Annotated in this window: 14 protein-coding genes and 1 pseudogene; 1 reads left to right on the top strand and 14 read right to left on the bottom strand. The window is 63.1% G+C overall.

The window, feature by feature from the left end; genetic code table 11:
- Positions 1-2 precede the first annotated feature (2 nt).
- The 10 genes and pseudogenes from IPK70_03250 to IPK70_03205 all read right to left on the bottom strand — a co-directional run bounded on the left by IPK70_03250 (position 3) and on the right by IPK70_03205 (position 11,468).
- Positions 3-941, bottom strand: coding sequence for a hypothetical protein (locus IPK70_03250; GenBank protein MBK8226177.1), 939 nt, complete (start codon positions 939-941; stop codon positions 3-5).
- The gene (locus tag IPK70_03245; protein ID MBK8226176.1) at positions 931-1,989 is read right to left on the bottom strand and encodes a hypothetical protein; all 1,059 of its coding nucleotides are present in this window, start codon (positions 1,987-1,989) and stop codon (positions 931-933) included. Before IPK70_03245 ends, IPK70_03250 begins: the two co-directional genes overlap by 11 nt.
- Positions 1,990-2,076: 87 nt before the next feature.
- Complete coding sequence (locus tag IPK70_03240) at positions 2,077-3,519, bottom strand: oligosaccharide flippase family protein (GenBank protein MBK8226175.1); 1,443 nt, start codon at positions 3,517-3,519, stop codon at positions 2,077-2,079.
- A 71-nt stretch (positions 3,520-3,590) separates the two neighbouring features.
- The gene (locus tag IPK70_03235; GenBank protein ID MBK8226174.1) at positions 3,591-4,364 is read right to left on the bottom strand and encodes an outer membrane beta-barrel protein; all 774 of its coding nucleotides are present in this window, start codon (positions 4,362-4,364) and stop codon (positions 3,591-3,593) included.
- Positions 4,365-4,875: 511 nt separating this feature from the next.
- The gene (locus IPK70_03230; protein MBK8226173.1) at positions 4,876-5,244 is read right to left on the bottom strand and encodes a hypothetical protein; all 369 of its coding nucleotides are present in this window, start codon (positions 5,242-5,244) and stop codon (positions 4,876-4,878) included.
- On the bottom strand, positions 5,241-5,855 hold the full coding sequence (locus IPK70_03225) for a sigma-70 family RNA polymerase sigma factor (GenBank protein MBK8226172.1): 615 nt from the start codon (positions 5,853-5,855) through the stop codon (positions 5,241-5,243). Before IPK70_03225 ends, IPK70_03230 begins: the two co-directional genes overlap by 4 nt.
- Positions 5,856-5,867: 12 nt before the next feature.
- Positions 5,868-7,607: a PKD domain-containing protein gene (locus IPK70_03220; GenBank protein ID MBK8226171.1), complete on the bottom strand. Its 1,740-nt coding sequence runs from the start codon at positions 7,605-7,607 to the stop codon at positions 5,868-5,870.
- Between the two features lie 149 nt (positions 7,608-7,756).
- A complete protein-coding gene (locus IPK70_03215) occupies positions 7,757-9,139 on the bottom strand; it encodes a T9SS type A sorting domain-containing protein (GenBank protein MBK8226170.1) in 1,383 nt (460 codons plus the stop codon).
- An 86-nt stretch (positions 9,140-9,225) separates the two neighbouring features.
- Positions 9,226-11,254: pseudogene (locus IPK70_03210) on the bottom strand (urocanate hydratase).
- A 40-nt stretch (positions 11,255-11,294) separates the two neighbouring features.
- Complete coding sequence (locus IPK70_03205; GenBank protein ID MBK8226169.1) at positions 11,295-11,468, bottom strand: hypothetical protein; 174 nt, start codon at positions 11,466-11,468, stop codon at positions 11,295-11,297.
- Between the two features lie 230 nt (positions 11,469-11,698).
- Between IPK70_03205 and IPK70_03200 the strand changes: the two genes are divergently transcribed.
- A complete protein-coding gene (locus IPK70_03200) occupies positions 11,699-12,688 on the top strand; it encodes a glucosaminidase domain-containing protein (GenBank protein ID MBK8226168.1) in 990 nt (329 codons plus the stop codon).
- On the opposite strand, the gene IPK70_03195 is transcribed toward IPK70_03200, so the two are convergent.
- The 4 genes from IPK70_03195 to IPK70_03180 form a co-directional block, all read right to left on the bottom strand.
- Positions 12,685-14,466, bottom strand: a complete 1,782-nt coding sequence (locus IPK70_03195) for a hypothetical protein (GenBank protein MBK8226167.1) — start codon at positions 14,464-14,466, stop codon at positions 12,685-12,687. The two genes, IPK70_03200 and IPK70_03195, sit on opposite strands and share 4 nt — an antisense overlap.
- A 131-nt stretch (positions 14,467-14,597) precedes the next feature.
- The gene (locus IPK70_03190) at positions 14,598-14,963 is read right to left on the bottom strand and encodes a group III truncated hemoglobin (protein MBK8226166.1); all 366 of its coding nucleotides are present in this window, start codon (positions 14,961-14,963) and stop codon (positions 14,598-14,600) included.
- A 130-nt stretch (positions 14,964-15,093) separates the two neighbouring features.
- Positions 15,094-15,783, bottom strand: coding sequence for a TrkA family potassium uptake protein (locus IPK70_03185; protein ID MBK8226165.1), 690 nt, complete (start codon positions 15,781-15,783; stop codon positions 15,094-15,096).
- Between the two features lie 6 nt (positions 15,784-15,789).
- Positions 15,790-17,550, bottom strand: a complete 1,761-nt coding sequence (locus IPK70_03180) for a hypothetical protein (protein ID MBK8226164.1) — start codon at positions 17,548-17,550, stop codon at positions 15,790-15,792.
- Positions 17,551-17,609 lie beyond the last annotated feature (59 nt).

The raw sequence follows: 17,609 nt of genomic DNA, 5'->3' as shown, positions 1-17,609 counted from the left end.
GTTCAATTGCGGTGGTCGCGCCACACCAGCAGCACGAAGCACAGGAAGAGCGCGGCGAGCGTGGTGGTGCTCACGATCAGCCAGCGCACCGGGTAGACCTTCTTATCGCTCACCTCGGGATACACCACCACGTTGGTGTAAGTGAGCTCCTTGGTCACGTCATCCACCACCCTCTCGTACTCGGTGAGCGCCCGGTCGTAGTTCTGGCGGAAGAGGTTGCTGAGCTCCGAGAGCTCCCGGAATTCGCCGCCCTTCTCCTCCAGGTCCTTCAGGCGCGATTGCAGCGCATCGCGCTGGGCGCTGGTGCCGCTGCCGATGGCCCGCACGAGCCCCTTGGTGAGCTCCTTCACCTGGGCCTCATAGCTCAGGAGGCCCTTCTCCTTCCGGAGCACATTGAGCTTGCCCTCGACCTCATCGAGCTTGTGCCGCTCATGGTCGAGCGCGCGCTGCGCGATCGCCATCACTTCGCGGCTCTTCTCGCGCTGGAGGCGGCGCGCCAGCAGGTTCACCTGCCTGAGCATCTCCAGCACCATGTCGCGGGCATCCAGGGGGTCTTCGTCCACCACCTCGATCTGCACGCTCTCGAAGCGCGTCTTCGAGATCTCGACGCGGTCATTGAACTCGTTGTGCAGCGCCCAATAGCCGCCCCCCGCCAGCGTGTCAATCTCGTATTTGGCCGGCAGGTCGAAGATGCGGATCAGGCTGTCGCGGATGCTGTTGCTCTCGAGCAGCTGCAGCAATTGATCGGTGCGCGTCTCGATGCTGTAGCTGTTGAGGTTCACCGGGTAAACGGTGGCCGAGCTCTTGTACCGCGGCGGCATGAAGCCCGGGCTGCTCAGCACTGCTGAGATGAGCACCGCTGCTGCGCCAACAACGAGGAAGAGCCGTCCGTGCCTGCGAACCGTGGTCAGGAAGGTGGTGAAGTCGATCTCAGCGGCCATGGCTCTCTCGCACTTTGATGACGTTCTCCTGCACCACGATCAGCAGCAAGGCGAGCAGGAAGGCGCTGATGCCGCTCATGGCGACCACCAGCCAGCGGATGGGGTACGATTTCTTGTCGGCCGGCTGAGCCTTGTTCACCACGAACTTGTGCGGAAGGTCGCTCTCGAAATCGGCCTGCGCCTGTTCGAGCTTCATGCGCATGGTGCTCAAGCGCTTGGTCTCGTTGAAGAGCCGGTCCTGCAGGGTGACGTACGCGCCGCCGTACTTGGCCAGCACCTTGAACCGCTCCTCGAACTCCTTCACCGCGCGCTGGTCGCCCTTCACGATGGCAGCGCCGAGATACTCGTTGTAGCGCTCGGTCTGCGTGTGGTAGTCATGCACGCCCAGCTCACGGAGCACGCGCATGCTGTCCTGCCAGACCACGATGTCCTGCTCGAGCTGGGCCACCTTGTCTCGCACGATCCTCAAGCCCTTCTCGGCGCGCTCGTTGGCCATGTCCTTCCATACGCTGTCCACCTGGTCTGCGATGAAGTTGGCGATGTCCGACGCCCGCTGCGGGTCCGGGTCATTCACTTCCACGCGCACGCTGCTGAACTTGGTGTGCTCGAACTTGATGTGGTCCTTGTAGGCCTCGCGCAGCTCGGTATTGCGATGCTTGCTCTCCGGCTTGATGCGGTACACCTCGAGCAGGTTGAAGCGCGCGGCCACACGGTCGCGGACGATGTCAGAGTGGAGCATCTGCAGCAACTGCTCGCTGTCCTCCTCATCGCCCAGCGCCAGGATGTCGTCGCGGCCGGTGCTCTGCTCGGTGAGCAGCGCCTTCGAGACGCTGTTTGTGATGGCGGGGAAGAGGATCACCTCGCTGCGGTAGAGCGGCGTGATGATGTAAGCGGCGGCGACGCCAGCCACCAGGCCGAACAAGGTGATGCCGATGATGAGCTTGCGACGCGCCCACAGGAAGAGCACCAGGTCGAAGGGTGCCGGGTCCGCGGGGCGCGCGTTCGCCGGGTCAGCAGGTGGGCGGCGCTTGGTCAGGGTATCGGGCATGCGGGGCCTAACGGTGAAAGGGTGGCGAAAGTACAGGATGCGGGTTGACGGACTCTTCCACTGAGCGGAAGCCCAAAGGGGCAGGCTTCAGCGGCCTTCCTGGACCGCGATGCGCAGTTCTTCGGGCCTTAAGAGCCCAGTCGTCCAAGCTGTGGCCAGCGCGATCGGCACGAAGCACGCGGCAGAGGCAACGAGCCCGAAACCGATTGCCCCAAGGAATACGATGGCGGCGATCAGCAAACCGGCATGCACCAAGGATCTGAGCGCGATCACAGTAGTGCCTTTCAGCTTGTTCATGCGCGCAGCAAGGAATACCTGCACAACCGCCGTGGCGCCCTGCGCGATCAGTGCCGCCCATGCCGCGCCTTCGGCCTGCATGCGGGGAATCAGGATGAGGTTCAGCAGGATGTTGAGGAGCGCACCGCCCGCCGCCATCCAATTCAAGGCGCGCAGGTTCCCGCCCGCAGTGAGCAGGCTTCCGAAGACGTAGGTGGTGCACACTGCCACGAAGCTCCAGAGCAGCATGGGCAGCACGCGCGCGGAGCTCTCCGTGTCCTCGTGATAGAGCAGCTCCATCACTTCCAGTGCATGCGCGCTGCCGAAGACCGCCACCGCGATGCTGCCGGCCATCACCAAGCGGAAGGCCATGCCGGCCAAGGGCGAGACATCCTCCTGCTGCTTCAGCATGCGGCTGAACATCGGCAAGAGCAATCCGGCCACGAGGTAACCGAGCATGTTCAGCGCCTCGAACCAGCGGAAGCCCTGGTAATAGATGCCGGCCCACACCTGACCATCGGGCAGCATGCGCTCGAGCATCACGGTGTCGATGCGGTAGTAGAAGGTCATGAGCAGGATCAGCAGCGCGAAGGGGAAGCTCCGCTTGAGCACCACCCAAGTGAAGGCGGGCTTCCACCGCAGGCTCACCGGTCCGCTGAGGCGGCGCACCAGCACCAGCGAGACAGCAAGCGTGATCGCATAGGCCGCCGTCTGCGCCCACACGAACCACTCGATGCGGAAGAACGCGCCCTCTCCCCTGCCCCAAAGCAGCGCGCCCACGATCGCGATCAAAAGCACGCGGTCGAGCACGCTCAGCAGGCTGTCCTGCCGGAAGCGCTGCGCCCCTTGGATGTTGCTGCGCACGAAGAGGATGCTGGCGACCAGCGCCTGATTGAGCACTAGCCAGCCGAGCATGCCGAGCTGTGCGCCGCGATAACCGAGCACGATGCCCGCTCCCGCCGTGAGCACGGCATAAGCGAGCATCAGGCCAACGCGCGCTGCTGCCACACCGCCCAGGTACTTGCCCATGAGCGGCGTATGCTGCGCGATGTGCCGCGTGTTGTAGTTGGTGATGCCCAGGTCGAGCACGATGTTGAGCAGGAAGCCGAGGCTCAGCAGCGCAGCATACATCCCGTACAGCTCCGTTCCCACCGCGCGCTGCACCCCGGCATCGATGCCCAGGATGTAGAAGGGCTTCACCAGCAGGTTCAGCGCCAGCAGCAGCAGCAGGTTCGTGAGGAAGGCGCGGCGCATCGGCGCGGTGAAGATGCGCAAGCGCGGGACAAGCCGTCAGGACGGCCACCGTGGGAAACGCACAAAGCGCCTCAGCGCAGGCGATAGCTCAACGTGAGCATGGCGCCCAGGCCACTGGTGCGACGGCTCGCCGCCTTGCCGGTCACGCCGTCCTGCAACTGCCCGCGCGCCGAAGGCTCCAACCCGATGCTCCAGGCGCTGTTGAAGCGGTAGCGCAGATAGGCACGGGCCGTCCAGCCGAACACCACCTGCCGCACTTCGGCATCGCCCAGCTCCGCGTAGCCGCCATCTCCTTCACCGGGCAAGGAACCGCTTCGCGTGGTGAGCAGGCCGATGGTGGGCCCGCCACGCACGCCGACGCTCCAGCGGCCCTGCACCAGATGCGCATCAAGCAACAAGGGTACTTCGACATAGCTCGTGCGGTTCACGCGGGTGCGGGCCTCGCGGATCAGTGACGTGGCATACGAGGTGTCGTAAGCCGAACGCAGCACTTGAACCGTGGTGGGCACATTCACGCCCGTGTGCACCGTGTTGCCGAGCGAATCGGTGGTGGTTCCGGTGATGACGAGCACGGTGGTGTCCACGGCCTGAAAGAACCAATAGCGTGAAAGCAGCTCTTCCGTACGACTCTCCTCGGGCGTGGACAAGCGATCAGCATAGGTGCCATATTGAAGGCCGATGCCGTAGCCGAAGTTGCGGCCCATGCGCACAGCCTCTGCACCGAATGACGCCGTGCGCTCCGGGGCAACGGACCAATCCTGTGTGCGCGCCCCTTGGTAACGGCTGGTCGTGCTGAAGAGACCGGCCAGCGCGGTGATCTCCCATGGGCTGCGTGGCGAGACCAACGGCGCGGCCGGCGGCTCGGGTGTTGCAGCTGATGCGCTGTCCGCCGGTGGCGGATCAATGATGAAGCCGCAGCAATGCTCGGCTCTATCATCTCGGGGTCAGCGCCGGATCGCGGATCGCTGTTCACCCCGACGATCACATCGGACGCGAGCTGGTCCTCTGCGGGCTTTGGTTCATCAGTTGGCGGTTGGACCACAACGCTGGAGTTGACCGCAGAAGCGCCTTCACTTGCTTCGGCTGCAGCGGACTGCTGATCCTCCGGAGCCAACAGATCAATCTCGCTGGCAACCGCAGGCTCAACGGCATCCAGCGACTCGGCTGCTTGTTGCCCCTCTCCTTCTGGCCCCTCGAGCATCGGCTCGGTTCCACTTGCTTCCTTCTTCACCACCGGAGGCACCACCTGCGGCAAACCTGCGATCTGCACCGCAGGCTGCGCTTCGGCCACGGCACGGATCTGATGCTGTTGCTGCGATCCCTTGACCGCCCTTTGCTCCTGCGATCCGCTAGTCGCTACCTCACGCTGCTCCAGGTCGCTTCCGATTCAATGGTTGCGGTGGCCTGTTCTTCAGCCGGGACTGAAGGCAGGATGCGCTCTGCTTCTAGGGCCTGTGCTCCAGTCGATTCGGTGCCTCCGTTCACCGGCACGTGAGATCCGGCCTGCACGATCCCCGCCTCCTGTTCGATCGACTTTGGCCACAAACCCCACACGGCCAGTCCGATCGCAGTAATGCCAGCGAAGTACCAGAACGCCTTGGGACGACGACGTTTGCCTGTGGCCATCGCCTCTTGCGCCTTGAGCCATGCACTCTCCTCGAAAGGGAAAGCGCGCTGCTCCAGCTTCTGCCGGGCGAGCTCGTCGAATTGCTCGTGGAAGTTCATCGTGAAACGGTCTTGGCCAATGCGGGCGCCGCGAGGCGTGCAATGGCGTGTTGGAGGACTTGACGGGCGTGGCTCACATGCCACTTGCTCGTGCCTTCGCTGATCCCGAGCATCTGCGCGATCTCATTGTGCGCGAAGCCATCGATGGCGAAGAGGTTGAAGACTCGGCGGCTCATCTCCGGCACACGCTTAAGGAGGTCCGCGAATGCATCAGCATCCATCTGCTTCAGGTAATCGTTCACTTCGGAGAGCGTGCCCTCATCCAAGGGCGCATCCAGCGATTCCATGTCGCGGCGCTGCTTCCCCTGGCGGTGGCTATCGATCACGGTGTTGATCATGATGCGGCGGGTCCAGAGCTCGAAGGGGACTTCGGGCCGGCGCTTGTCGAGGTTGCTGAGGATCTTGAGGAAGCCCTGGTTCATGCGGTCGAGGGCGTCGTCGCGGTTGCGCTCGTAGCGGCTGCAGATGGCCATCATCGGCGCGTACAGCGCCCGATAGAGCGCGTACTGCGCCTTGGGCTCCTGCTTGATGCAGCGTGCTATGAGCGCGGCGTCAACCATCCTTTTGTTGCGCCAAAGGGCGTCCGCCGATCGGCGGACGCCCTTCAGCATTCACGAGGCGCTTCAGTTCTTCACGAAGCGGATGTTCATGGCGTTGGCATCGTTGCCGATGCGGAGCACGTACAGTCCGGGCGCGAGTTGCGCAGCGGACAGGTCGATGCGGTTGGCGCCGCGGGCGTAAGCCAGGTTGTCCTGCAGCAGCACACGGCCGTTGAGGTCGATGATGCTCAGGGGCACGTTGCCGCTCACCGTGCTGCGGAAGCTGATGCTCAGTGCATCCGTCACCGGATTCGGCCAGAGGCGCGGCTCATTGAAGGAGCGCTCTTCCACCGCAGTGGGCAGCTGGTTGAGCACATTGATGGTGAATCCGTTGCGCACCTCGCCATCCTGCGGTGCCAGGCCCCAATAGAGTCCGTCGCCGTCGATGCTGATGCTATCACAGTAGATGCTGGTGCAGCCGCTGGCATCGCTGATGGTGAGGCAGAGGTTGTAAGGACCGCTTGCCCCGTAGGTGTGCGTGGGGTAGGGATCGAAGCTGCTGGCGCCATCACCGAAATCCCACTCGAACTGGAAGGGGCTCAGGCCTGTGCTCAGGTTCCAGATCCAGAGCTCATACGGGATCGGGGTGGCGCCGCCATTCGGATTCAAGCTGTCGATCTCGTAGGCCTGGAAGACCCAGAAGCCGGCCTGGCAACCGGTGGTATTGGTATCGGGCACGCAGATGCAATTGGCGTCCCAGTAGCCATTCACGCCGGTTGCGGGATTCTGGCAAGGCGCGCCGGGCACGTTCGGACCATTCACGATGCCCAGGCAATCCACGCCAACCGCAAGCGTGTCGCACCAGCACTGGTTGGTCCAGAGGCCGGGCAGTACCTGTCCATTCCACTCAGTTTCGCAGGGCGTGCCGGGCAAGGCAGGCCCGCCTTGGACGCCTTCGCAATCGGACATGGCAGTATCGAGCAGGCACCAGCAGTTCGCGCTCCAGATGCCAGGAAGGCTGCCCTGAAGGGTGCATGCCGTACCGGGCGTTGCAGGGCCGTTTGCCACGCCCAGGCAGTCCCACACGATCGGGCCGGTGCTGATGCCGCCATTGGCATCCACGAGGATCGAATCGCAGACCCAGCTCGAGCATCCATTCGCATCGGCGATGGTGAGGCAGACGCCATAGACCCCCTCGCTATTGAAGGTCCATGCCGCATCTGCGGTCGTGGCGCTGCTTCCATCGGGGAGCCACCACTCGTATGTGAAAGGAGCGTTGCCGGTTGAGCAGTTGGTGAAATCAGCGGACCAAGGCGCAGCTGAGGTGATGGTGAAACAAGCCTGGCAGTTCTGCGCATTGGCCACACAATCGCAGTTGTTGTCCCAGGTGCCGGGCACACCGAGGAAAGTGGTGCAGGCCGTACCGGGTAGCGCAGAGCCACCAGGAACTCCGAGACAATCCATCGGCAGACCCCCGCAATTGAAATTGAGCACCACGGTAGCCGTATCGATCACACCGTTGAACGTGACGGTATCGGTGGCCGTGAGCGCCAAGCCACCGCACATGGTGGTCACCACCACGCCGGCCGCCGGGCTGTTGAAATGCAGGATGGTATCATAGAAGCAGGCATTCGGGGCCACTTCCAGCGTGTAGTTGTACGACGGGATGCTCCCGGGCGTAGAGGCGATATTGACCTGCTGCAGGTTCGTGCAGCCGGCAATGGTGCCTTCGACGATCAAGGTGTAGAGGGGTTGGGCATGGGCCACCAGGGCCATGGCCGAGGTACCCAGTAAGAAGGTCAGCGTGCGGAATGCGGTTCTCATGTTCACGGGTCGATTGGGTTTCATTCCCATACACGGATTGGGACAGCGCATGGTTGGGCAGACTCGAAAAATACTCTGCCTTGCTTCAAGAAAGCGCGAAGGCCCTGCCAGCAGGTTGCTGACAGGGCCTTCAGAACGGATGCTTGTGCCTAGTCCGCCTTCACGAAGCGCAGGCTGATGGCCTTCCCGCTCCGGTCCGCAGCGCGCAAGGTGTACACGCCGGCAGGAAGGGCTCGGGCATCGAGGCTATGCTGGTTGCGGCCGGTGGCTATGGCGCGGCTCTCACGAAGAACCAGTCGCCCGCTCACGTCAAGGATGCTGATGTCGATCAAGCCATCGGCAAGCGAGATCAGCGCTAGGTTGAGCTCGCCAGAGGACGGGTTGGGCCAGATCGCCGCTTGACTCAGCATGGCGGCATCGCTCACACCCATGACGAGCGGATTCTGCACATTGATCGTGAAGCCATCCTGGCGGGCGGCGCTTCCATCGGCGCCGGTCTCCAGCACCATGCCGACGAGGATGCCGTCACCATCCATGGAGATGCTGTCGCAGAACTGATCGGTGCAGCCCGTGCCATCGCTGATGGTGAGGCAGAGCAGATAGGGGCCATTACCGGCGTAGGTGTGCGTGGGGTACGCGAGCGTGCTGGTGCTGCCATCGCCGAAGTCCCAGCTGTAGGTGATGCCGCCGGTGCCGCTGCTCAGGTTCCAGACCCAGACTTCATAGGGAATCGGGCTGCCGCCACCATTCGGATTGTTCAAGCTATCGAACTCCATGGCCTGCATGGCCCAGAAGGAGGCGATGCATCCGCCACCGGTATTGGTGCTATCCACGCACGCACAATTCGCATCCCATAGACCGATGAAGTTGGTGCCGAGCACCCAGCAAGGCGTCCCAGGAAGGTTCGGGCCATTCAATTGCCCAAGGCAATCATAGGCACCTCCCATGGTGTCGGTGTCGCAGACGCAGTTGGCGGTCCAAAGGCCCGTCGCTCCATTCGGCGTGCTGCATGGCGTTCCTGGCTGAGCGGGTCCGTTGGGCACGCCTTCGCAATCGAGGTTGCCGCCATTCGCCACGCACACGCAGTCAGCGCTCCAAGTACCAGGCAGGCCGAGGAAGGTGGTGCACGCCGTGCCCGGCATCGCGTTGCCTCCGGGGACGCCGAGGCAATCGGTCATGGTATTGCCGCAGTTGAAGGTCACGGAGACCGCCGTGCTGTCATAGATCGGCGGCACTTGGTACTGCACCACTTGTGATTGAATGGCGCCGAGGCAGGCCGTGCTGATGGTGAACCCGCCGCCTTGCGAGGCCATGTTCAGCGTCACGCTGAACGTGCAGCTCGGGGGGAGCACCGGCACATCAATGTCGATGCTCGGCTGGGTACCTCCGAGCGTGACGATGTTCACATAGCTATTGGCCGTGCAGCCTGCTACCGTACCCGTGACGGTCACGTTGTAGGGCTGCTGGGCCATGGCGGAGAGGGCCATGGTGCCGGAAAGGGCGAGTACCAGATTGCGGAGAGTCGACTTCATGGTTGCTGGGTTTGGTTGCTTCCATTCCCCCTACACGGAGGAGCGTACCTCGAGGTTGGGCGAAGGTCGAAATAAACCGATCCTGCTCACCCCAAGGACTTGGCGACCAAGTCCTCGTCGGCCTCGCTGGGCAAGGTCACCTTCAGCAGTGGGGTGCGCTTCATCTCCTGCTCGATGCTCCACACCGCGTTGGGGTTGCGGGCCCAGGCGCGGCGCGCGATGCCGTTGTTCACGTCCCAGTGCAGCATGGCTCTTCAGGCGGCGGTCGCTGTCGGCGCTGCCGTCGAGCACCATGCCGAAGCCGCCATTGATCACCTCACCCCAGCCCACACCGCCGCCGTTGTGCAGGCTGATCCAGGTGGCGCCGCGGAAGGCATCGCCCACGAAGTTCTGCACGGCCATATCCGCAGTGAAGCGCGATCCGTCGCGGATGTTGCTGGTCTCGCGGTACGGACTGTCCGTGCCGCTCACGTCGTGATGGTCTCGGCCCAGCACGATGGGCGCGCTGATCTCGCCCTTCTTGATCGCCTCGTTGAAGGCCTGCGCGATGCGGATGCGGCCCTCGCTATCGGCGTAGAGGATGCGCGCCTGGCTGCCCACCACGAGCTTGTTCTGCTGCGCGCCGCGGATCCAGTGCAGGTTGTCGGCGATCTGCTGCGCGATTTCAGGGGGGGACTCCTTCCCCATCGCTTCCAGCACATCGCCGGCGATACGGTCGCTGGTGGCCAGGTCCTTCGGATCGCCGCTGGTGCATACCCAACGGAACGGACCGAAGCCGTGGTCGAAGCACATCGGTCCCATGATGTCCTCCACGTAGCTGGGATAGCGGAATTCTTCTCCGTGAAGGCCACCGATCTCAGCACCCGCGCGCTTGCTCTCCAAAAGGAAGGCGTTGCCGTAGTCGAAGAAGTACATGCCCTGCCGGGCGAGCGTGTTCACGGCGGTCACGTGGCGGCGCAAGGTTTCCTGAACCCGCTGCTTAAAGGTGGCCGGATCCTGCACCATGAGGACGTTGCTCTCCTCGTAGCTCAGGCCCACGGGGTAGTAGCCGCCGGCCCAGGGATTATGCAAACTGGTCTGGTCGCTGCCGAGATCGACTTGAATCCTACGTGAAGCGAGCCGCTCCCACAGGTCCACCACGTTGCCGAGGAAGGCGATGCTGTGCGCTTCACCTTTCTTCCGCCATTCCAATGCGGCATCGATGCAAGCGTCCACGTCGGTGATCACCTCATCCACCCAGCCCTGGCTGTGACGCTTGCGCGCGGCAGCGGCATTCACCTCCGCGCAAATGGTGACCACACCCGCTATGTTGCCGGCCTTGGGCTGCGCGCCGCTCATGCCGCCCAAGCCCGCGGTGACGAATAGCTTGCCCTTGGTGCCCGGCGACGACTTGATCATGCGGCAGGCGTTCAGCACGGTGATGGTGGTGCCGTGCACGATGCCCTGCGGACCGATGTACATGTAGCTGCCGGCGGTCATCTGGCCGTACTGCGATACGCCGAGCGCGTTCATGCGCTCCCAATCGTCGGGCTTGCTGTAATTGGGGATCACCATGCCGTTGGTCACCACCACGCGCGGCGCATCGGCGTGGCTGGGGAAGAGGCCGAGCGGATGACCGCTGTACATCACCAGTGTCTGCTCCTCGGTCATTTCGCTGAGGTAACGCATGGTGAGCCGGTACTGCGCCCAGTTCTGGAACACCGCGCCGTTGCCGCCATAGGTGATCAGCTCGTGCGGGTGCTGTGCCACGGCGGGATCCAGGTTGTTCTGGATCATGAGCATGATGGCTGCGGCCTGCTTGCACTTGGCAGGATAGTGATCGATGGGTCGTGCGTGCATCGCATGCTCGGGTCGCAGGCGATGCATGTAGATGCGGCCGTGCTCCTTCAGCTCCTTCGCGAACTCGGGCGCAAGCGCAGCGTGGTGGGTCGAAGGGAAGTAGCGCAGCGCGTTTCTGAGCGCGAGCTTCTTCTCCTCGGACGTGAGGATGTCCTTGCGCTTGGGCGCGTGGCTCACGCCGTGGTCGAGCGCGCGCGCTGGCGGCAGGACTTCGGGGATGCCTTCTCGGATGGATTGCTGGAAGGCATGGAGTTCGGTGAGGGTCGCGGTGGGCATGGCCGCGAAGATCGGGCTAGCTAACCAAAGCCCCTTTGCCCTAAAGCTGCCGACGGCGAGGCGAACCCGTGTTCACCGCCTCGTGGCCATAAGGGCAATGCCTGCAACGATTGCCGCAGCAGTACCCACGCTTGCGGTGGTATTGCTCGGTGAACACCAGGAAACCCTCCGGTGAGAAATAGTAATCACCTTGCTCCAGGCCCAAGCGGCTCATACGGTCATCTTCGGGCTTCGGGGAGCTGGCGTCACGGTCCATGATGCAGCGTTAACACACGTCGGGGCGCTTGGTTCGCCCGGTCGGTGAAGTTCTTCCGGCTATCAGACGGAGCAGCGTTTCCGGCACGTTCTTTCCACACAGGCCGGTGGATGGCTCTGTGGATGGATCGTGAATAAGCCTCTGGAGCCCCGGTAGTTTCGCTGCTTCCAGAAGAACACCCTTCGCTCATGGCCCGTGCTGTTGATATGTGGATAACCCGCTTCGCCCTGATCCTCGCGGCCGGGCTTCCCATGACGCACGCCCAAGGCCAGCCGCCGAACAAGCGTTTCACGGCGGAGGAGTACATCGAGCAGTGGAAGTCGGTTGCCGTGAAGAAGATGAACCAGCATGGCATCCCAGCGAGCATCACCCTGGCCCAAGGGCTGCTGGAGAGCGGCAACGGCAACAGTGAATTGGCCCGTGATGCGAACAACCACTTCGGGATCAAATGCACACCGGATTGGACCGGTGGCAAGAGCTACCACGACGATGACCGGAAGAACGATTGCTTCCGCAAGTACCGCGACGCCGCCGACAGCTTCGAGGACCACAGCACCTTCCTGAAACGGCCGCGCTACTCCAGCCTGTTCGAGCTGAAGCCAACCGACTATAAGGGCTGGGCGCGCGGACTGAAAACCGCCGGTTACGCAACCGACCCCAGCTATCCGCAGAAGCTCATCAACCTGATCGAGCGCTATGAGCTGCACAAGCTCGATACGGGCGTGGACGTGGCGCATAGACCGGTGGGCAAGGAGCAGCCCAAGCACAGCCGCGAGCGCAAGGGCCGACGACCAGCCAGCGAAGGCGAGTCGATCACGATCACGCAAGGCCGCAGCGTGGAAGTCTTCGAGGGCCGCATCAAGTTCGTGCGCGCCAAGCAAGGCGACAGCTTCCGCAAGCTGGCGGAAGAGCTTGAGATGACGGCCGGCCTGCTGGCCCGCTGGAACGACATGGACAAGGAGGACGCGCTCAGCGAAGGGCAGATCATCTTCACGCAGCCCAAGCGGAACAAGGCGAAGGATGCCGCGACGCATACCGCCCGCGAAGGCGAGAGCCTCTGGGGCGTGAGCCAGCAATACGGCGTGAAGCTGGACCGCTTGGCGAAGTACAACGGCCTCAGGCGCGATGCGAAGCTGAGCGGAGGCCAGCAGGTGCGGCTGCAGAAGCCGAAGCGCTAGGAACCCGTCAGCGCGCCGACTCGTTGCGCTAATTCGTCCAGAGTGCCGGGACGCGGCTCCAGCCTCAACGACATGCGCCGTTCGATCGAAACAGGAACCAGGTCGTAATGCGTGCGGCCGTCGCGCTCTCCCACAACCATGGCTTGCGCAACTTGTCCTATCGGTAGGCCATAGAACTGCGGCGGCAACCGATAAACCCGAGCGCCTGCATCACGCTGCAGGCGGATGCAGCCATTGACGCTCGGCAGGAGCAGATGCACATCCTCGTCCTTCAGCTCATCGCCGCCGAGCAGAACAAGGACCTCGACCGGGGTGCTCACCTCTTCGCGCAGGAAACGATCGCAATTGATGTAGCCGAAATTGCTGAAGCGAACCGTGTTCACCGCGCGCTTGCGCACCACGGCCATGCGCCCGTCCTTCAGCCTTTCGGTGCCTAGGTCAGCATCCTCAATCGGACCGTTGCGGCGCACTCCACCGGCCAAGGTCTTCCGGCTGGCGTGATCGGCCAGCAATTCGTCCGCTTCGCGCATCGGGAGGCCGCGCGCGACCAGGAGATCAAAGGCATCGCTCCGGTCAAGGTCAATGCCACGGTCGTCGATCACCACCGGCAGGCCCAAGTGATGCTCGGCATACTTCGCGTGCGCTTGCCTGAGCTCCTGGATGTGCAATCCGGATCGGCCCGGCGTGGTGCCTACGATGGCGTCGGCGCGATCTATGCGCGCTCTGGCCTCGGCATCGGCGCGATATAGCTCACTGCCGGCGTGCGCGGCATACGCTTCCAGCGCGTCGATGATATGCTCGTTGGCACCGCGCTCTTCCACCCAATGCGTGTTGCCGACGGAACGCGTGTGAGAGAAGACGCCCTTCGACAGCAAGGCCAAGCGCTCCATGAAGGGCAGGCTGCACACAAAGGTGCCCTCGTAGCGAGGCTCGTCGTAGAACGCGAGCGCCATGCGTGCGATGAGCGCTTTATCCCGGCCCATGGCCAATTCAGCCGAAGGCGCGGTCACGGCATTGTTCCGCTCCGGATAGCGCTTCGCGAGTGAATCGATGCGAGCGAAGTATGATCGGCCGGGCAGGTCCTTCTGCGGAATCGTAAAATACGTGTAGGTCACCGGCTCCATTTCGATGCGCTCTTGAGGCTCAAGTGTCCAAGTCACCTCCCCATCCGCTCCCCTCCGCCCGCTGAAGTGGCGCATCGGCTTATCGGGGAAAAGGGCCACCGGTTCAGCAGGCATGCGCACCACCCAATCGAGGCCCTCCTTGATCCGTAAGGGCTTTCCTTGTTGCATTGCTTCCAGGAAGAAAGAGCCGCCGCTGCCCAAAAGGGCATTGCCGCTCACGGTAGGCGCCCGCATCATAACGAAGTCCACAGGGCGCTCGGCGAAGGCCCAGCGCACTTCGACCGGCCCGGTGGCAAGGCTCCCATCATCATGCTCCAAGCTGTTCGCCGGGATCAGGACCACTTCTCCCCTCTCGCCCACAAGCCGATGGTTCCGCGCTGGGTCCAATCCACTCGCGCCCGCCCTTGGGTCCCTGAGCAAGGCGCGCCAGAGCGAATCATCGATCCCGCTGTACGCATTGGCGATTGACCCAACGAGGCCTTGACCAGTGCTCGATTCAGCAACTCCTTCGGCCTTAACCAGGTTCCGTTCGCTCGCTTCAACGCCGACGCTCTGCGCTGGGGCATCCGTTCGAACAATTGAGCCGTTTTCCTGGACAGCAGTGCCGCATGCTGCGGTCATCAGCAGAAGAGCGATTGGGATCAGGCGTTCCATCCGTTCAGGCTTTGTTTTTTATTCATGCCACCAACGCAGGAAGGTGACCCAAGTTATCCGGGGAATATGCATCGTGCTTCAAGGCCACCAGGCGAAACGAAGTCAACAGCGTACTGAATTCCGGTCGGGAATCACAGCGCACCCACCTTGTGGGCCATCACCGCCGCAATGGTGCGCGCGCGTTGTTTGGCCTCATCGGCCTTCGGGCCTGCGAAGAGTCCATCTGCTGCGGCGTCCCAATGAAGGAGCCAACGCTCGAAGTGGGCCTTCGACAGGGGCTGCTCCCGGGCAAGCTGGACGTGCGCGGTCATCGGGTCGCCTTGGTATTCACGGTCGCCGAGCAGCACCATGCGCCAGAACGAAACGATGCGCGGGATGTGAAGGTCCCAATCCAGGTGCGTGAAGAAGTGGCCGATCAGCGCATCGGGCCGCGAGCGCTGGTAGAACGACCGCACGAGCTGGTCGATGTCTTCAGCCGTGCGGATGTCGTGCTTCATCAACTTCCGATCCTCAACAGTGCATAGGCCTGTACGCCGGCCCAACCTTCAAACGCCGAAACGCCTCGCGAAGGCGGACAACTCCCGACCGTCATCCCGGCCATGAGCCGGGACAACCTTCCACCCGCATTCAGTCATTCTCCCCGGTGAACCGCACCACCTCTTCCTTGGTGCCGAAGAGCACGAGGATGTCGCCTTTCTCGGGCACGAAGTCCGGATCCATGACGCCCAGCGCACCGAGCTTGATGGCGCGGCGGCCGAGGAAGCTCTTCTCGCTCTCCTTCCGCAGCACGGTGACCAGGCCCAGTTGGCGCTGGCGCAGCTCCACGATCTGGTTCAAGGGCTTGCCCACGAATTTGTCGGGCACCACGATCTCGGCGATGATGAAGCCGCCGGGCAATTCGAACTGATCCACAAGGCGGCGCAGGTTCAGCTTGCGCGCGAGGCCCTCGGCCGCTTTCTCCTCCGGGTGAACGATATCGGTGACGCCCATGGAATTGAGCACCATCTCGTGAAGCGGATTGATCGCCCGGCTGATCACGCGCTTCAGCTTCAGGTTCACCAGCAGGGCGGTGGTCATGATGTTGGCGCCCTCATTCTCGCCAATGGCCACCACGGCGGCATCGACATCGTTGAGCGGCAAGGTGCTCATGGCCTGCGGGTCGTTGCTCTCCAGGCAGACCGCGTAGCTCACTTCACTCTTGATCGCCTCCACCTTGTCCATGTCGTGGTCGATGGCGATCACCTCGTGGCCCATGCCCGTGAGCTTGATGGAGAGGTGCTTGCCGAAATTGCCGAGGCCGAACACTGCGATCTTCATGTGTGGTCAGTTGATGAGGATGTCCTCCTTGGGGTAACGGTACTTGCTCACTTGCACCTGGCGAAGCACGCTGACGAGCAGGGTCAACGCGCTCACGCGGCCCACGAACATCACCACGACCAGGGCCAGGCGCGCGGCATCACCGAGCTGCGGGGTGAGGTTCATGCTCAAGCCGACGGTGCCGAAGGCGCTGAAGCACTCGAACGCGATGGGCATGAGCCCATGCTCCTTCTCGAGCGAAGCGACCACGCTCACGGAGAGCCCGAGGAAGATGAGGGAGAGCACGATGGTGGCAAAGGCGCGGCGGGTGCTCAGGTTGCTGATCTCGCGACCGAGGAATTCGATGCGACGGCGCCCACGGGCGGTGGCGAAGATGTTCAACGTGGCCACACCGAAGGTGGTGGTCTTGATCCCACCGGCCGTTGATCCCGGGGAGCCGCCGATGTACATGAGCAGGATCGTGATCATCAAGGCCGGCACGGTGAGCGCGCCATAGTCAACCACGTTGAAGCCTGCTGTGCGCGGCGTGATGCCCGTGAAGAAGGCCACGGAGAAGCGCCCCCACCAGGAGGAATGCTCGGCCAGCGACCGGTTCCACTCGAATACGAGGATTGAAGCGGTTCCGGTCAGGATGAGGAACGCCGTGGTCAGGAGCACGAGCCGGGTGCTGAGGTTCACGACGCGCGGGTGCCGCTTCACGGGGGCACCGGTGAACAGCCGTCGGATGCGCTCGACGATCCATGCGCGCACGTACCGGCTGAAGTTGAAGATGATGCCGAATCCGAGCCCGCCGAAGATGATGAGCAGCGCCACGACCCACATGAGCGGGTAGTTGAAGCGCAGGGCTGGATCGTAGAGGCCAAGGCTCTTGGTGGAGAACCCGGCGTTGTTGAACGCGGAGACCGAATGGAAAAGCGAGAAGAAGAGGCTCTCCCCGGCAGTGGCGAATCCGTCCGGCGGCAGGTTGGCGTAGATCAATGCGGCGCCGATGAGCTCCACGAGGATCGAGAAGACAATGACCTGGACGATGAAGCCGCGCGCGCCGCTGAGCGTGGTGTTCGCCAGGTCGCGCACACGCAGCTGCTCCTCAAGCGAGCTGCGGCCCTTGAAGAAGAAGGCGAAGAAGCTGGTGAACGTCATCACGCCCAGGCCGCCGAGCTGGATCAGCAGCAGCAGCACCCACTGACCCATCTCGGTAAGGTCCTTCCCGACATCGATGGTGCTGAGGCCCGTGACGCAGACCGCGCTGGTGCTGGTGAAGACCGCATCGACCAGCGAGATGGGCCGGGTGGTGGAATTGGGCAGCAGGAGCAGCGCGGCGCCGAGGGCGATGAGGATGATGAAGCTCGTGACGAAGAGGAGCGCGGGATTGAACAAGGTGCTGTTGCGGCCGATCTCCAGGCGGGAGAGCTCGATGAAGGAGAACACGAGCAGGAAGACGAGCAAGGGCCATCGCCCCAGATTGACCACGAAAGGCACGGCGACCGCCTTTCCGATGATCAGGGCCAAGGCGGTCACGAACCAGATGATCTCCGCGCGGCGCATGTGCTCGCCTTTCATCCCGGTGCGCAGCAGGCTGCCCAGGGTCACGAACGAAGCCGCGATCACGAGGCCATAGCTCAACTGCTCGAGCAAGGCACGGGTATCCGCATCACTGCGGTAGCCGAATTCGAGCAGCACCAGGAAAACCGTGAGCACGATCACCGTGACACGGGCCAGGCCCACCACTTCCCTGCGGAGAACGGTGCGGAGAAGTGCTCGCTTCATGAGGCATGGCGGCAAGCGCCACCGGGAGGCCGCGGCAAAACTAGGGTTGCGAAGCCTGC

The organism is Flavobacteriales bacterium, assembly GCA_016712535.1.
Classification (GTDB): Bacteria; Bacteroidota; Bacteroidia; order Flavobacteriales_F; family PHOS-HE28; genus PHOS-HE28.
The sequence above is the reverse complement of the archived record's forward strand: the minus strand, read 5'-3'. Positions and strand labels throughout refer to the sequence as shown.

Coding starts and splice junctions, on each gene's coding strand:
- IPK70_03250 (MBK8226177.1), bottom strand. CDS start 941: ATGGCCGCTGAGATCGACTTCACCACCTTCCTGACCACGGTTCGCAGG.
- IPK70_03245 (MBK8226176.1), bottom strand. CDS start 1,989: ATGCCCGATACCCTGACCAAGCGCCGCCCACCTGCTGACCCGGCGAAC.
- IPK70_03240 (MBK8226175.1), bottom strand. CDS start 3,519: ATGCGCCGCGCCTTCCTCACGAACCTGCTGCTGCTGCTGGCGCTGAAC.
- IPK70_03230 (MBK8226173.1), bottom strand. CDS start 5,244: ATGAACTTCCACGAGCAATTCGACGAGCTCGCCCGGCAGAAGCTGGAG.
- IPK70_03225 (MBK8226172.1), bottom strand. CDS start 5,855: ATGCTGAAGGGCGTCCGCCGATCGGCGGACGCCCTTTGGCGCAACAAA.
- IPK70_03220 (MBK8226171.1), bottom strand. CDS start 7,607: ATGAGAACCGCATTCCGCACGCTGACCTTCTTACTGGGTACCTCGGCC.
- IPK70_03215 (MBK8226170.1), bottom strand. CDS start 9,139: ATGAAGTCGACTCTCCGCAATCTGGTACTCGCCCTTTCCGGCACCATG.
- IPK70_03205 (MBK8226169.1), bottom strand. CDS start 11,468: ATGAGCCGCTTGGGCCTGGAGCAAGGTGATTACTATTTCTCACCGGAG.
- IPK70_03200 (MBK8226168.1), top strand. CDS start 11,699: ATGGCCCGTGCTGTTGATATGTGGATAACCCGCTTCGCCCTGATCCTC.
- IPK70_03195 (MBK8226167.1), bottom strand. CDS start 14,466: ATGGAACGCCTGATCCCAATCGCTCTTCTGCTGATGACCGCAGCATGC.
- IPK70_03190 (MBK8226166.1), bottom strand. CDS start 14,963: ATGAAGCACGACATCCGCACGGCTGAAGACATCGACCAGCTCGTGCGG.
- IPK70_03185 (MBK8226165.1), bottom strand. CDS start 15,783: ATGAAGATCGCAGTGTTCGGCCTCGGCAATTTCGGCAAGCACCTCTCC.
- IPK70_03180 (MBK8226164.1), bottom strand. CDS start 17,550: ATGAAGCGAGCACTTCTCCGCACCGTTCTCCGCAGGGAAGTGGTGGGC.